Genomic DNA, 12,214 nt, shown 5'->3' on the forward strand with positions numbered 1-12,214 from the left:
ATGGCAACGCTTGAAATCCGAGACCTGCACGTCACCGTCGAGGCCGACAACGCCACGAAGGAGATCCTCAAGGGCGTCGACCTCACCGTGAAGCAGGGCGAGACGCACGCCATCATGGGCCCCAACGGCTCCGGCAAGTCGACCCTCGCCTACTCCCTCGCGGGTCACCCGAAGTACACGATCACCGGCGGCTCCGTCACCCTCGACGGCGAGGACGTCCTGGAGATGTCCGTCGACGAGCGCGCCCGCGCCGGCCTGTTCCTGGCGATGCAGTACCCGGTCGAGGTCCCCGGCGTCTCGGTCTCCAACTTCCTGCGCACCTCCGCCACCGCCATCCGCGGCGAGGCCCCCAAGCTGCGCACCTGGGTGAAGGAGGTCAAGGAGGCCATGGAGCGCCTCAACATGGACCCCGCCTTCGCCGAGCGCAACGTCAACGAGGGCTTCTCCGGCGGTGAGAAGAAGCGCCACGAGATCCTTCAGCTGGAGCTGCTCAAGCCGAAGATCGCGGTCCTCGACGAGACCGACTCCGGCCTGGACGTCGACGCCCTGCGCGTCGTCTCCGAGGGCGTCAACCGCGTCCGTGAGACCGGCGAGGTCGGCACCCTGCTGATCACGCACTACACGCGCATCCTGCGCTACATCAAGCCCGACCACGTCCACGTGTTCGCGGCCGGCCGTATCGCCGAGTCCGGCGGCCCCGAGCTCGCCGACAAGCTGGAGGCCGAGGGCTACGAGGCATACACGAAGGGTGGCGCATCCGCGTGACACAGCTGCCGGGCCTCCTCGACACCGAGGCGCTCCGCAAGGACTTCCCGATCCTGGACCGCGTCGTCCACGGCGACAAGAAGCTCGTGTACCTGGACAACGCGGCGACCTCGCAGACGCCGCGCCAGGTTCTCGACGTGCTCTCCGAGTACTACGAGCAGCACAACGCCAACGTCCACCGTGGCGTGCACGTCCTCGCCGAGGAGGCCACGGCGCTGTACGAGGGCGCGCGCGACAAGGTCGCGGAGTTCATCAACGCGCCCAGCCGTGACGAGGTGATCTTCACCAAGAACGCCTCCGAGTCGCTCAACCTCGTGGCGAACATGCTCGGCTGGGCCGACGAGCCCTACCGGGTGGACCACGAGACCGAGATCGTCATCACGGAGATGGAGCACCACTCCAACATCGTGCCGTGGCAGCTGCTCGCGCAGCGCACGGGCGCGAAGCTGAAGTGGTTCGGCCTGACCGACGACGGCCGCCTCGACCTGTCCAACATCGACGAGATCATCACGGAGAAGACGAAGATCGTCTCTTTCGTGCTGGTGTCGAACATCCTGGGCACGCTCAACCCGGTCGAGGCGATAGTGCGCCGTGCGCAGGAGGTCGGTGCGCTGGTCTGCATCGACGCCTCTCAGGCGGCTCCGCACATGCCGCTGGACGTGCAGGCGCTCCAGGCCGACTTCGTGGCCTTCACCGGCCACAAGATGTGCGGCCCGACCGGCATCGGCGTCCTGTGGGGCCGCCAGGAGCTGCTGGAGGACCTGCCCCCGTTCCTCGGCGGCGGCGAGATGATCGAGACGGTGTCGATGCACTCGTCGACGTACGCTCCCGCCCCGCACAAGTTCGAGGCGGGTACGCCCCCGGTCTCGCAGGCGATCGGCCTGGGCGCGGCGATCGACTACCTCAACTCGATCGGCATGGACAAGATCCTCGCCCATGAGCACGCCCTCACCGAGTACGCGGTGAAGCGGCTGGCGGAGGTCCCGGACCTCAGGATCATCGGCCCGACGACGGCCGAGGACCGCGGCGCCGCGATCTCCTTCACGCTCGGTGACATCCACCCGCACGACGTGGGCCAGGTCCTCGACGAGCAGGGCATCGCGGTCCGGGTCGGCCACCACTGCGCGCGGCCGGTCTGCCTGAGGTACGGAATTCCTGCGACCACGCGAGCGTCGTTCTATCTGTACTCCACGCCGGCCGAGATCGACGCTCTGGTGGACGGCCTGGAGCACGTACGGAACTTCTTCGGCTGACGGGACGGGACGAGCGATCGCATGAAGCTGGATTCGATGTACCAGGAAGTCATCCTGGACCACTACAAGAACCCGCACGGGCGTGGTCTGAGGGATGGCGACGCCGAGGTGCACCACGTGAACCCGACGTGCGGCGACGAGATCACCCTGCGTGTGAAGTACGACGGCACGAAGATCGAGGACGTCTCGTACGAGGGCCAGGGCTGCTCGATCAGCCAGGCGTCGGCGTCGGTCCTCAACGAACTCCTCGTCGGCAAGGAGCTGTCCGACGCGCAGAAGATCCAGGAGACCTTCCTGGAGCTGATGCAGTCCAAGGGCAGGATCGAACCGGACGACGCGATGGAGGAGGTGCTGGAGGACGCGGTCGCGTTCGCCGGTGTCTCCAAGTACCCGGCCCGGGTGAAGTGCGCCCTCCTGAGCTGGATGGCGTGGAAGGACGCGACGGCCCAGGTGCTGGGCGGAGCCGACGCCGAAAGGAAGACGGCATGAGTGACACCGTGGAGATGAAGCCGGCCTCGGAGGAGGAGCTCCGCGAGGCCCTGATGGACGTGGTCGACCCCGAGCTGGGCATCGACGTCGTCAACCTCGGCCTGATCTACGGCATCCACGTCGACGACGCGAACATCGCGACCGTCGACATGACCCTGACCTCGGCGGCCTGCCCGCTGACCGACGTCATCGAGGACCAGGCCAAGTCCGCCACGGACGGTCTCGTCAGCGAGCTGCGCATCAACTGGGTGTGGATGCCGCCGTGGGGCCCGGACAAGATCACGGATGACGGCCGTGAGCAGCTTCGGGCGCTGGGCTTCAACGTCTGAGGCCCACAGCCACGAAAAGCGACATGCGAAGAACGGCGAGGTCCTCGGACCTCGCCGTTCTTGTCGCTCGGGTTCTGTCGCTCAGGCCAGCCCTGCCATCAGCCGGAACGCGGAGTCCGCCAGGTAGAGGGAGCTGTGCTGGTAAGGGTCCAGTTTCAGCTGGAAGTTCTGGTGGCGCAGGAAACGGCCCGGGTAGTTGACCGACTCCAGCATGACCGCGCCCGAATACCCCGCTGCGCGGGCGCAGAAGGTGGCGTCCTGCTTGAACAGGGCGGAGCCGTCGTTGCGTTCGGAGCGCAGGACGAAGCTGCGGTGGCGGAGGTAGGCGCCGTCGGCCGTGGCGAAGGAGTAGCAGGAGGCGTTGCCCAGGCCCTTGACCAGCTTGAAGGTGGAGTCCTCGCGGCTCTCCGAGCCACGGACCGCGTCCAGCTTCACGTAGCCGCCGCTCGCGTGCCAGTAGCGGTCGGGGTAGTTGACCGAGCGGACGGACCGCCAGGTGGTGGCCGGGGGCTTCGGGGCGGGAGCTGAACTGCCCTCGTGGGAAGGCGACTTGGACGGCTCCGGCTCCGGCTTCGGCTCGGGCGCGTCGGCGTCCTGTCGGCCGGGCGCCGTCGTCGTCTCCTCGGCGGTCGACAGGCCGCTCTTGCCCTTGGGGGGAGGGGTCTCCGACGGGGTGGCGAAGGAGATCAGGCCGGGGACCGACGTGGTGTCGTCGGCCGGCGCCGCGCGTACCCCCACGTCAGGCGCCCTGTCCGTCACGGCAATCGCCGTGAAACAGGCGACGATCGTCACCACTGCCATCCCGCCCGCCAACCAGAGGCGGCGCGTCCCCGGTGCCCGGGAGGTGTCCGGGGCCCAGCCGTTCTCCCAAGGTTGGTCGTGAGGCGGCCGGGACTTGTTTTCTGGCATGCGCTGATCCTCCAGCGGCGTCACGTGACGACAGCCGCGGCTGCGAGGGCCCGGTATGTGAACGGTGAAACAGTAGTGGGCGCAGGGGCGTTGGGGCAGCCGTTTGTAACGAGCCGTATCCACATCGATCTCTCGGCGCCCGCGAGGGTCCCGCCGTATCGGTCCGGGCAGCCGTTGTGTACGCCCGTACGCAACGTTGTGTACGATCGTACACATGGGATACCTGCTGCTCGCCGGGGCCATCGCGGCCGAGGTGGCCGCCACGACCGCCATGAAGTACAGCGACGGTTTCAGCAGGCTGTGGCCGTCGCTGGTGACCGCGCTCGGGTACGTCGTGTCCTTCACATTGCTCGCCCAGACCCTGAAGACCGTCTCCGTGGGCACGGCGTACGCGATCTGGGCCGGCGTCGGCACCGCGGCCATCGCCACGATAGGGATCGTCTTCATGGGAGAAGGGATGACCGTCGTGAAGGCCGCCGGGATCGCGCTGATCATCGTCGGCGTGGTCGTGCTGAACCTGGGAGGCGCGCACTGATGCCGCGGCGCTACGACCCCGAGCGGCGCCGGCGGATCATCGACGCGGCGATCCGGGTCGTCGGGGAGAAGGGCATCGCGGGGCTCAGCCACCGCGCCGTCGCCGCCGAGGCGGATGTGCCGCTCGGCTCCACGACGTACCACTTCAAGACCCTCGACGACCTGATGGTCGCCGCCCTGCGCCAGGCGAGCGAGGGCTTCGCCAAGGTGATCGCCTCCCGTGAGGGTCTGGAGGACCCGGAAACCGACCTCGCCACCGAGCTCGCCGCCTGGATGGGGGAGTGGCTCGCGGGGGACCGCACCGGCGTCGAGCTGGAGTACGAGCTCTACCTCGCCGCCCTGCGCCGCCCTGCCCTGCGCCCGGTCGCCGCCGAGTGGGCACAGGACCTCGCCGATCGGCTGTCCCGTCGTACGGACGCGGTCACCGCGCGGGCGCTGGTGGCGCTGATGGACGGGATCTGTCTGCAGGTGCTGCTTGCCGGTGGTACCTACGACGAGGAGTACGCGCGGGAGGTGCTGGGCCGGGTCATCCGGTGACGGTAGGGGCAGGGCGGCGCCTCGCCGGGGGGTGGCGCCATTGGTTTCTCGCCCCCGCCGCCCCTACCCGTCCCATCCTGAAGGGGCTCCGCCCCTTCGACCCCGCTGGGGCTGCCGCCCCAGACCCCGCTTCGGCCCTGAACGGGCCTCGTCCTCAAACGCCGGACGGGCTGGGTGATGCGGGCTGGCCTCAAGGGGTGAAGGGCCCTGTGGGTGGGTGGGTGGGTGGGGGCTGGGGGTGGTGTGGCCTTGTTCTCGAATGCTGGGTGGGTTGGGTGGTGCGGGCCGGCCGGCTTCAAGGAGTGAAGGGCCCTGTGGGTGGGTGGGGGCTGGGGACGGCGTGGCCTCGTTCTCGAATGCCGGGTGGGTCGGGTGGTGCGGGCTGGCTTCAAGGGGTGAAGGGCCCTGTGGGTGGGTGGGGGCTGGGGTGGTGTGGCCTTGTTCTCGAACGCCGGGCGGGCTGGATGGTGTCGGTCGGCGCCGGTGGCCGTCGAGCGATGAGCGGTACCGCCCGGCACGTGAGACGGGCCCCCGCCGGTTCGCCCCTGCGGTGGGCCTCACGTTAGGTTGCCCTCATGACCGACACGACTGCTCCTCGCACCACCGGCGCCGTGGCCGCCGGCCTCGCCACGATCGCTGCTGACGGCACTGTTCTCGACACTTGGTTCCCCGCGCCCGAGCTCGTCGCCGAGCCGGGTCCCTCCGGCAGTGAGCGGCTGTCCGCCGAGCGTGCCGCGGAGCTGCTCGGTGGCGGTGCCACCGCGGCGATCGGGCCGGATGCGCGCCGGGGCGTCGAGGTCGTCGCGGTCCGCACGGTCATCGCCTCGCTCGACGAGAAGCCGATCGACGCGCACGACGTCTACCTGCGCCTGCACCTGCTCTCCCACCGCCTGGTCAAGCCGCACGGCCTGAGCCTGGAGGGCCAGTTCGGCTTCCTCGCCAACGTCGCCTGGACCTCCCTCGGCCCGGTCGCCGTCGACGACGTCGAGAAGGTCCGGCTGAACGCCCGCGCCGAGGGCCTGCACCTCCAGGTGACCTCGATCGACAAGTTCCCGCGGATGACGGACTACGTGGCCCCCAAGGGCGTCCGCATCGCCGACGCCGACCGCGTGCGGCTCGGTGCCCACCTTGCCGAGGGCACCACCGTGATGCACGAGGGCTTCGTCAACTTCAACGCCGGCACCCTCGGCACCTCCATGGTCGAGGGCCGTATCTCCGCGGGCGTCATCGTCGGCGACGGCTCCGACATCGGTGGCGGCGCCTCCACGATGGGCACGCTGTCCGGCGGCGGCAACGTGATCATCTCCATCGGCGAGCGCTGCCTGATCGGCGCCGAGGCGGGCGTCGGCATCGCGCTCGGCGACGAGTGCGTCGTCGAGGCCGGCCTCTACGTCACCGCCGGCACCCGCGTCACCATGCCCGACGGCCAGATCGTCAAGGCCCGCGAGCTGTCCGGCGCCTCCAACATCCTCTTCCGCCGCAACTCGGTCACCGGCACCGTCGAGGCCCGCCCGAACAACGCGGTGTGGGGCGGTCTGAACGAGATCCTGCACAGCCACAACTGACGCCGACCGGCGGCAACACGGCGCGATCACGTACGGGTTACTCCGCGTGACCTCATCGCGGTCCAGGCAGATGAACGGGTGGACGCAGTTTCCGATCACATGCCGAACCGACGAAATGAGGGCCGATGACCGGTCGAGTGAAGACGAACGCGTGGACCAGGGCCGTACTCCGCCTGGTGGTCGGCGCGCTGGCCGCGGGGGCCGTGTGCTGGCTGCCGGCCGGGACCGCGTACGCCGACGAGACCAACACGGGCTCGCACAACGGCCCCCGCATCGGACTGGTCAACGTCGGGCAGGTGGACGATCCGATGGAGGATGTGCTGGAGCACTTCCTGCTCTTCGGCGACGGGTACAAGTGGGGCTGATCGCGCACCGGGCACGGGCACAGCACGCGGGCCGGGGCCCGTACCGCACAGGATGCGGTACGGGCCCCGGCCCCTTTTCCCTGCGGGCTCAAACGGCCAAGGCCACCAGCCGCTCGTACTCCGCCAGCAGCCCGTCGACCGCCTCCCGGCCGGCGGGCCGCAGCGGTGCTCGGACCGGGCCCGCGGGCAGACCGAGCTCATGGAGTACGGCCTTGGCGGTGACCGTCCCGGGCAGGCCCGCCGACATCATCAACTCGATGAGGGGCGTGGCCCGTTGCTGGAGCCGGGCCGCGCCCGCCGTGTCTCCCGCGTCGAAGGCGTCCAGTACCGAACGGAGATGGCGGGGAACCACATTGGCGACCGTGCTGACGTAGCCCGCCCCGCCCACCGCGTACAGCGCGAGGTTGTGCTCGTCGCACCCCGCGTAGTACGCCAACTCGGTCCGGGACAGCACCTTCTGGGCGCCGAGGAAGTCGTAGGAGCAGTCCTTCACCGCCACGACCCGGGGGTGCTCGGCGATCCGGATCAGCGTCTCCGGCTCGATGCGGGTGCCGGTGCGGCCCGGGATGTCGTACAGCGCGAGGGGCAGTCCGGCGGCGTCGGCGACCTCGCGGAAGTGTGCCTCGACGGCGTCCTGCGGGGGCTTGCTGTAGTACGGCGCGACCACCAACAGGCCGTCGGCGCCCGCCTTTTCGGCCGCCAGGGCCAGCTCGACGGTGTGCCGGGTGTCGAAGGTGCCCACACCGGCGACGACCGACGCCCGGCCGCCCACCGCCTCCCGGACGGCCCTGATCAGATCCGACTTCTCGGCGTCCGACGTGGTCGGCGACTCGCCCGTCGTGCCGGAGAGTACGAGCCCGTCGCACCCCTCGGACACCAGCCGTTCGGCGAGCCGCTGAGCGCCGTCGAGGTCGAGCGAGCCCGCCTCGGTGAAGGGCGTGATCATGGCGCAGAGGGTGCGGCCGAAGGGCGGGGCGGCGGAGGGCGTCGTCGTCATGGAAGTAGTGTCGGCGGGCCGACTGTGAAGCTCCACTTAATTCTTCTACCAGGTATTGGTAAGGGTTGCTGTGGGGTGACGGTCCGTTGGGCCCTACGCAGGCCGTATGTCCAACTCGGGCGTCATGGGTCACCATGGCCAGGACGGTCATCGGCCCTTGGGTTATGGGAGGCGTCATGAAGCTCGGCAAGGCACTCGCCACCGGAGTCGCGGAAGAGCGGCCGCAGACCCGCGAGGAAGAACCCGAACTCCGGCTCCCCGAGGAGATCGAGGAACTGAAGGCGCCCGAAGAGGCCCCGGCCGCCCGATGAGACTGCGGCTTCCGGAGGAACACCCGACGGAGCCGCCGACCGGATACAAGATCGCCCACCCGGTGCTGTCCCAGGACGGCACCCGGGGCGGGTTCACCGGTGTGTCGCTGGGCGGCGCGCTGCCGTACGGAGTCCTGGCCGGCGCGTCCTGCGTCTACGGCCTGCGGCACCGGGCGCCGAACCGCCGCTGCGACTGCGGCTTCCACTGCGTGCACGACCGTACGGCGGCCGAGGCGCTGCTGTGCACGGCCGAGTACCGGGCGGCCGTACTGCTGGAAGTCACCGTGCTGGGCCGGTACATCCGCTTCGAGCGCGGCTTCCGTTACGCCCGTCAGCGGGTGCGCACCGCCACGGTCGGCCCGTGTGCCTGCGGTGCGGTCGCCGCCGCCCTGGCCGACGCCGGCTGGGGCCGTCCCGGCTGGACGGCCCTCGCCCCTTCCTGCGCGGGCTGCCTGCGCGGCCGTACCTCCGTCTCGCTCGCGGGGTTCGCCCGGCTGGGCGGGGAGGGGCTGCGGGTGGTGGCCGGGAAGGGCGCGGCGTCCGGGGCGGTGGCCGGGCTCGGGGACGCCAAGGATTTCGGCGTGCCCGAACTCGCCGCCGAGGCCGCGTTGTTGCAGGCCCGCCTCGACTGGTTCCAGACCCAGCTGGCCCGGCTGGGCGAGCGCGGGCCGGGCGGCGGACGGAAGGGATAGCGGGGGCCGGTCCGGGTACCCGGGGTGTTCCGAACCGAGAGGAGGCGGAACACGGTGACCGGGACCACGGCCCGCGAGCGGGTGCGGGACGAGCACCACTCGGTGGGCGAACTCACCGGACAGGCCGGCGAACAGCTCTCCCGTCTTGTACGGCAGGAAGTCGCCCTCGCCAAGGAGGAGCTGGCCGAGAAGGGCCGACGCGCCGGACGCGGCGGTGGGCTGCTGGGTGCGGCGGGCGCCGTCGCGTACGCCGGCCTGTTGTTCCTGGCCGCGACGGCCACCGCCGCGCTCTCGCTGACGCTGCCCCTGTGGGCGGCGGCGCTGATCGTGACGGCGGTGCTGTTCGCCGTCGCGGGCCTGTTCGCCGTGACCGGCCGCGCCCAGCTGCGGCGCGCAGCCCCTCCCACACCGGAGGAGGCGCTCGGCAGCGTCAGGGCCGATGTCGAGGAGATCAAGGGAAGGGCACACCGATGACGGACAGGAAGGCCGGGGCGGCAGGCGGTAAGGGGGCCGCGAAGAAGGGCTCCGCGAAGGCCGCCGCCGCGGGGAAGGCCGCGGCCGGGAAGGCGAGCGGCGGGGCCAAGGGCCCCGAGGAGCTTCGCCGCCAGATCGAGCACACCCGCGGCGAACTCGGCGACACCGTATCGGAGTTGGCCGGGAAGGCGGACGTCAAGGGCCGGGCCATGGCCCGCGCCGCCGACCTCAGGGACAAGGCGGGCGCGATGACCGTGCAGCTGCGCAGCAGCGCGGCCCAGGCGGGCCACGCGGTGCAGGACCGGGCGACCCGCGCCGGGCACGTCGTGCAGGACAAGGCGGCGCAGGCCGGTCACCTGGTGCAGGACCGCGCCGCACAGGCCGGTCACACCGTGCAGGACCGGGCGACCCAGGCCGGGCACACCGTCCAGGGCAAGGCGACGCACGCGGGCCACGTGGTCGAGCACAGCGTGCCGCGCCCCGTGCGCACCATCGTCCAGGCCGGCCTGCGGCATCCGCGCCCGGTGCTGATCGCCGGGGCGGCGGTGGGAGCGGTGGTCGCGACGCGGGTCATGCGGCACCGGCGCAACGGGCACCACTGAGGCCGAACGGTACGGCGGAGTCAGGTGGTGCCGTCGGCTGCGGCCGGCCGGTACGGGTCACGCGGCCCGGCGCCCCACGGGTGCCGGGCCGCGCCCACTCCTGCCGGCCCATCGGCGCGACTGCCCGCGGCTCTTCGCCCTTGACCTCAAGTTCGGTTGAGGGCGAAAGGTGAGCGGTGCACGCATCGGCCACCTGTTCCGGAGGTCTCCATGACCCGCCGCACCGACACCCACCCCGACCTCACCCGCCCCGAGATCGGCGCCCCCTTCTTCAGCACCTGGCGAGTGGGCACGCCCCTTCGACAGAAACAGAGCGTCGAGGCGATCGCCGACACCTGGGAGCGCCGCCCCTGGCCCACGGACGACCTGCTCGGCTACTACGTCTACACCGGCCAGGACGCCTCCACCCTGCTCCACTACTCGCAGTGGGCGAGCGAGCAGGCGTACGAGGCCTTCGTGCGGCGCCACCGGCAGGAGCGCAACGACGAGATCGACACCGCCGTACCGGGCATCGAGCGGCTGGGGCTCGGCCGGTACCGGCACTACCGCAGCGCCCGCCGCGAGGGCGACAGCCGTGTCCCCGGCTGCATCGTGATCGTCGACATCGAGTTCGAGGGCCCCGACCCCGACCGGCAGCGCGCCTGGGTCGACGCCGTCTTCGAGGCGCTGGAGAGCGAGCCGAACCCCCACCCCGGCGGCATCTCCGGCCACTTCCACCTCAGCACCGACGGCACGCGCGTCCTCAACTACGCCGAGTGGGAGAGCGCCCGGGCCCACGTCGAGGCCCTCGCCGCCCCGGGTAACGGCGTCGGCTCGGCGACCGAGCTGTGGCACCGGGTACAGACCTGGCCGGGGCTCAAGAGCAGCACGGTCAGCCGGTACGACTACGCCCTCGGCCTCGTCCCTGACTGAACCTTCGTCCCTGACTGAACCTTCGTCCCTGATGGAACCTTCGTTCCGACCGGCCCCTCCACCGAAGAATGATTCGGTCTGGACAAAAAAAGTTTTCGGTGGGACGGTGGACCCATGCTGGACGTCACCGTGATCGAGGACCCCGAGGCCGCAGCCGTCTCCCTGGACCCCATAAGGGCCCGGCTGCTCGCCGAGCTGGCGGCCGGCCCCGCGTCGGCCGCCATGCTGGCCGGGAAGGTCGGGCTGCCCCGGCAGAAGGTGAACTACCACCTCAAGGCGCTGGAGCGGCACGGCCTGGTCGAGCTGGCCGGTGAGCGGCGCAAGGGCAACGTCACCGAGCGGCTGATGCGGGCGACCGCAGCGTCGTACGTGATCTCCCCGCTCGCGCTCGCCTCCGTGCAGCCGGACCCGGACCGCTTCCGGGACCAGCTCTCCGCCCGCTGGCTGCTCGCCCTCGGCGCCCGGCTCGTGAGGGACGTCGGTTCGCTGATCACCGGCGCGGCGAAGGCCCGCAAGCGGCTGGCGACGTACGCGCTGGACGGCGAGGTCCGGTTCGCGTCGGCCACCGAACGGGCCGCGTTCATCGAGGAGTTGACGGCGGGCGTGAGCGCACTGATCCGCAAGTACGACGCGCCCGACGCCGAGGGCGGCCGGGATCACCGGATCGTTGTGGCGGTCCATCCCACGCTCAAGCAGACCGAGTTGGAATAGCCAGGAGTCACCATGTCCGAGGAAAAGTCCAAGGAATTCGAGATCGCCCGCGAGTTCGAGGTCGACGCCACTCCCCAGGAGGTGTGGGAGGCGATCACCACCGGAACCGGAGGCTATCTGTGGCCGATGGAGCCGCCGGAGCCCAAGGTCGGCGGCAAGGGGCCCTTCGGGTCCACGGTCACCGCCTGGGACCCGCCGCACCGCTACACCAACCGCGTCGAGGACGTCGAGGGCATCTCCGAGCAGACCATGAACCAGCTCGACTACACGGTCGAGCCCCGCGACGACGGCCGACGGGCCTGGGTGCGGTACGTGCACAGCGGGATCTTCGTCGACGACTGGGACAACCAGTACGACGGTGCCGCCAAGCACACCGACTTCTATCTGCACACCCTGCGCGAGTACCTGCTCCACTTCGCGCCCCGCCCGGCCGCCTTCGCCACCTTCGACGGGCCCGAGGCGTCGAAGGCCGCCGACGCCCTCGCCGCCGTCGGGCGGGCGCTCGGCGTGGGGGAGGACGTGGTCGCCGGGACGCGGGTGACGGTCCACGGGCCCGACGAGTTCGACGCCGTGGTCGACTACCGCGACCCGTACTTCATCGGGCTGCGCACGGACCGGGGCCTCACCCGCGTCTTCGGACGCAACCACTGGGGCCACCCGGTCGGCATCTCCCTGCACGACTTCACGCCGGGCGCCGACATCAAGGAGTGCGAAACCGCCTGGCAGGACTGGCTGAACGGCGTGTTCAGCCAGTCCTGAACAACTGCTG

Annotated in this window: 17 protein-coding genes; 15 read left to right on the top strand and 2 right to left on the bottom strand. The window is 70.6% G+C overall.

The window, feature by feature from the left end; translation table 11 throughout:
• The 4 genes from sufC to QQM39_RS34995 are packed head-to-tail and all read left to right on the top strand — an operon-like array spanning window position 1 to window position 2,836.
• Complete coding sequence (sufC, locus tag QQM39_RS34980; RefSeq protein WP_302001574.1) at window positions 1-765, top strand: Fe-S cluster assembly ATPase SufC; 765 nt, start codon at window positions 1-3, stop codon at window positions 763-765.
• Window positions 762-2,018 carry a cysteine desulfurase gene (locus tag QQM39_RS34985; protein ID WP_302001575.1) on the top strand — a complete coding sequence of 419 codons (1,257 nt, stop codon included), beginning with the start codon at window positions 762-764 and terminating at the stop codon, window positions 2,016-2,018. Before sufC ends, QQM39_RS34985 begins: the two co-directional genes overlap by 4 nt.
• A gap of 21 nt (window positions 2,019-2,039) precedes the next feature.
• Window positions 2,040-2,507, top strand: a complete 468-nt coding sequence (gene sufU, locus QQM39_RS34990; protein WP_302001576.1) for a Fe-S cluster assembly sulfur transfer protein SufU — start codon at window positions 2,040-2,042, stop codon at window positions 2,505-2,507.
• Entirely contained in the window at window positions 2,504-2,836 is a 333-nt protein-coding gene (locus tag QQM39_RS34995; RefSeq protein WP_131569140.1) for a metal-sulfur cluster assembly factor, read from the top strand. The genes sufU and QQM39_RS34995 overlap by 4 nt, the downstream gene beginning before the upstream one ends.
• Window positions 2,837-2,917: 81 nt before the next feature.
• On the opposite strand, the gene QQM39_RS35000 is transcribed toward QQM39_RS34995, so the two are convergent.
• Window positions 2,918-3,745 (bottom strand): AbfB domain-containing protein, encoded by an 828-nt coding sequence (locus tag QQM39_RS35000; protein ID WP_302001577.1) that lies wholly within the window; start codon window positions 3,743-3,745, stop codon window positions 2,918-2,920.
• A 214-nt stretch (window positions 3,746-3,959) separates the two neighbouring features.
• On the opposite strand from QQM39_RS35000, the gene QQM39_RS35005 reads away from it, so the two are divergent.
• The 4 genes from QQM39_RS35005 to QQM39_RS35020 all read left to right on the top strand — a co-directional run bounded on the left by QQM39_RS35005 (window position 3,960) and on the right by QQM39_RS35020 (window position 6,746).
• The gene (locus QQM39_RS35005) at window positions 3,960-4,280 is read left to right on the top strand and encodes a multidrug efflux SMR transporter (RefSeq protein WP_302001578.1); all 321 of its coding nucleotides are present in this window, start codon (window positions 3,960-3,962) and stop codon (window positions 4,278-4,280) included.
• The gene (locus QQM39_RS35010) at window positions 4,280-4,816 is read left to right on the top strand and encodes a TetR/AcrR family transcriptional regulator (RefSeq protein WP_302001579.1); all 537 of its coding nucleotides are present in this window, start codon (window positions 4,280-4,282) and stop codon (window positions 4,814-4,816) included. Before QQM39_RS35005 ends, QQM39_RS35010 begins: the two co-directional genes overlap by 1 nt.
• Window positions 4,817-5,391: 575 nt before the next feature.
• Window positions 5,392-6,381 (top strand): 2,3,4,5-tetrahydropyridine-2,6-dicarboxylate N-succinyltransferase, encoded by a 990-nt coding sequence (gene dapD, locus QQM39_RS35015; RefSeq protein ID WP_302001580.1) that lies wholly within the window; start codon window positions 5,392-5,394, stop codon window positions 6,379-6,381.
• Between the two features lie 125 nt (window positions 6,382-6,506).
• Window positions 6,507-6,746: a hypothetical protein gene (locus tag QQM39_RS35020; protein ID WP_302001581.1), complete on the top strand. Its 240-nt coding sequence runs from the start codon at window positions 6,507-6,509 to the stop codon at window positions 6,744-6,746.
• A gap of 88 nt (window positions 6,747-6,834) precedes the next feature.
• Here QQM39_RS35020 and dapA read toward each other — a convergent pair whose 3' ends face one another.
• Window positions 6,835-7,743, bottom strand: a complete 909-nt coding sequence (dapA, locus tag QQM39_RS35025) for a 4-hydroxy-tetrahydrodipicolinate synthase (protein WP_302001582.1) — start codon at window positions 7,741-7,743, stop codon at window positions 6,835-6,837.
• 176 nt (window positions 7,744-7,919) lie between these two features.
• Here dapA and QQM39_RS35030 point away from each other — a divergent pair, with 176 nt between their 5' ends.
• From QQM39_RS35030 to QQM39_RS35060, 7 genes are all read left to right on the top strand, one after another.
• Window positions 7,920-8,054, top strand: a complete 135-nt coding sequence (locus tag QQM39_RS35030) for a hypothetical protein (RefSeq protein ID WP_302001583.1) — start codon at window positions 7,920-7,922, stop codon at window positions 8,052-8,054.
• Window positions 8,051-8,746, top strand: coding sequence for a hypothetical protein (locus QQM39_RS35035; protein WP_302001585.1), 696 nt, complete (start codon window positions 8,051-8,053; stop codon window positions 8,744-8,746). Before QQM39_RS35030 ends, QQM39_RS35035 begins: the two co-directional genes overlap by 4 nt.
• 54 nt (window positions 8,747-8,800) lie before the next feature.
• Window positions 8,801-9,220 carry a phage holin family protein gene (locus tag QQM39_RS35040; protein ID WP_302001586.1) on the top strand — a complete coding sequence of 140 codons (420 nt, stop codon included), beginning with the start codon at window positions 8,801-8,803 and terminating at the stop codon, window positions 9,218-9,220.
• On the top strand, window positions 9,217-9,822 hold the full coding sequence (locus QQM39_RS35045; protein ID WP_302001587.1) for a DUF3618 domain-containing protein: 606 nt from the start codon (window positions 9,217-9,219) through the stop codon (window positions 9,820-9,822). Before QQM39_RS35040 ends, QQM39_RS35045 begins: the two co-directional genes overlap by 4 nt.
• A gap of 210 nt (window positions 9,823-10,032) precedes the next feature.
• Window positions 10,033-10,734 (top strand): antibiotic biosynthesis monooxygenase, encoded by a 702-nt coding sequence (locus QQM39_RS35050; protein ID WP_302001588.1) that lies wholly within the window; start codon window positions 10,033-10,035, stop codon window positions 10,732-10,734.
• Between the two features lie 114 nt (window positions 10,735-10,848).
• Window positions 10,849-11,445 (top strand): helix-turn-helix domain-containing protein, encoded by a 597-nt coding sequence (locus QQM39_RS35055; RefSeq protein ID WP_302001589.1) that lies wholly within the window; start codon window positions 10,849-10,851, stop codon window positions 11,443-11,445.
• Window positions 11,446-11,457: 12 nt separating this feature from the next.
• Window positions 11,458-12,204 (top strand): SRPBCC domain-containing protein, encoded by a 747-nt coding sequence (locus tag QQM39_RS35060; protein WP_302001590.1) that lies wholly within the window; start codon window positions 11,458-11,460, stop codon window positions 12,202-12,204.
• The last annotated feature ends 10 nt before the right edge of the window (window positions 12,205-12,214 follow it).

Source organism: Streptomyces sp. DT2A-34 (genome assembly GCF_030499515.1).
Taxonomy (GTDB): Bacteria; Actinomycetota; Actinomycetes; order Streptomycetales; family Streptomycetaceae; genus Streptomyces.

Bases quoted from the DNA above. Each gene is read 5' to 3' on its own strand.
- sufC (WP_302001574.1), top strand. From the start codon at position 1: ATGGCAACGCTTGAAATCCGAGACCTGCACGTCACCGTCGAGGCCGAC.
- sufU (WP_302001576.1), top strand. From the start codon at position 2,040: ATGAAGCTGGATTCGATGTACCAGGAAGTCATCCTGGACCACTACAAG.
- QQM39_RS34995 (WP_131569140.1), top strand. From the start codon at position 2,504: ATGAGTGACACCGTGGAGATGAAGCCGGCCTCGGAGGAGGAGCTCCGC.
- QQM39_RS35000 (WP_302001577.1), bottom strand. From the start codon at position 3,745: ATGCCAGAAAACAAGTCCCGGCCGCCTCACGACCAACCTTGGGAGAAC.
- QQM39_RS35005 (WP_302001578.1), top strand. From the start codon at position 3,960: ATGGGATACCTGCTGCTCGCCGGGGCCATCGCGGCCGAGGTGGCCGCC.
- QQM39_RS35010 (WP_302001579.1), top strand. From the start codon at position 4,280: ATGCCGCGGCGCTACGACCCCGAGCGGCGCCGGCGGATCATCGACGCG.
- dapD (WP_302001580.1), top strand. From the start codon at position 5,392: ATGACCGACACGACTGCTCCTCGCACCACCGGCGCCGTGGCCGCCGGC.
- QQM39_RS35020 (WP_302001581.1), top strand. From the start codon at position 6,507: ATGACCGGTCGAGTGAAGACGAACGCGTGGACCAGGGCCGTACTCCGC.
- dapA (WP_302001582.1), bottom strand. From the start codon at position 7,743: ATGACGACGACGCCCTCCGCCGCCCCGCCCTTCGGCCGCACCCTCTGC.
- QQM39_RS35030 (WP_302001583.1), top strand. From the start codon at position 7,920: ATGAAGCTCGGCAAGGCACTCGCCACCGGAGTCGCGGAAGAGCGGCCG.
- QQM39_RS35035 (WP_302001585.1), top strand. From the start codon at position 8,051: ATGAGACTGCGGCTTCCGGAGGAACACCCGACGGAGCCGCCGACCGGA.
- QQM39_RS35045 (WP_302001587.1), top strand. From the start codon at position 9,217: ATGACGGACAGGAAGGCCGGGGCGGCAGGCGGTAAGGGGGCCGCGAAG.
- QQM39_RS35050 (WP_302001588.1), top strand. From the start codon at position 10,033: ATGACCCGCCGCACCGACACCCACCCCGACCTCACCCGCCCCGAGATC.
- QQM39_RS35055 (WP_302001589.1), top strand. From the start codon at position 10,849: ATGCTGGACGTCACCGTGATCGAGGACCCCGAGGCCGCAGCCGTCTCC.
- QQM39_RS35060 (WP_302001590.1), top strand. From the start codon at position 11,458: ATGTCCGAGGAAAAGTCCAAGGAATTCGAGATCGCCCGCGAGTTCGAG.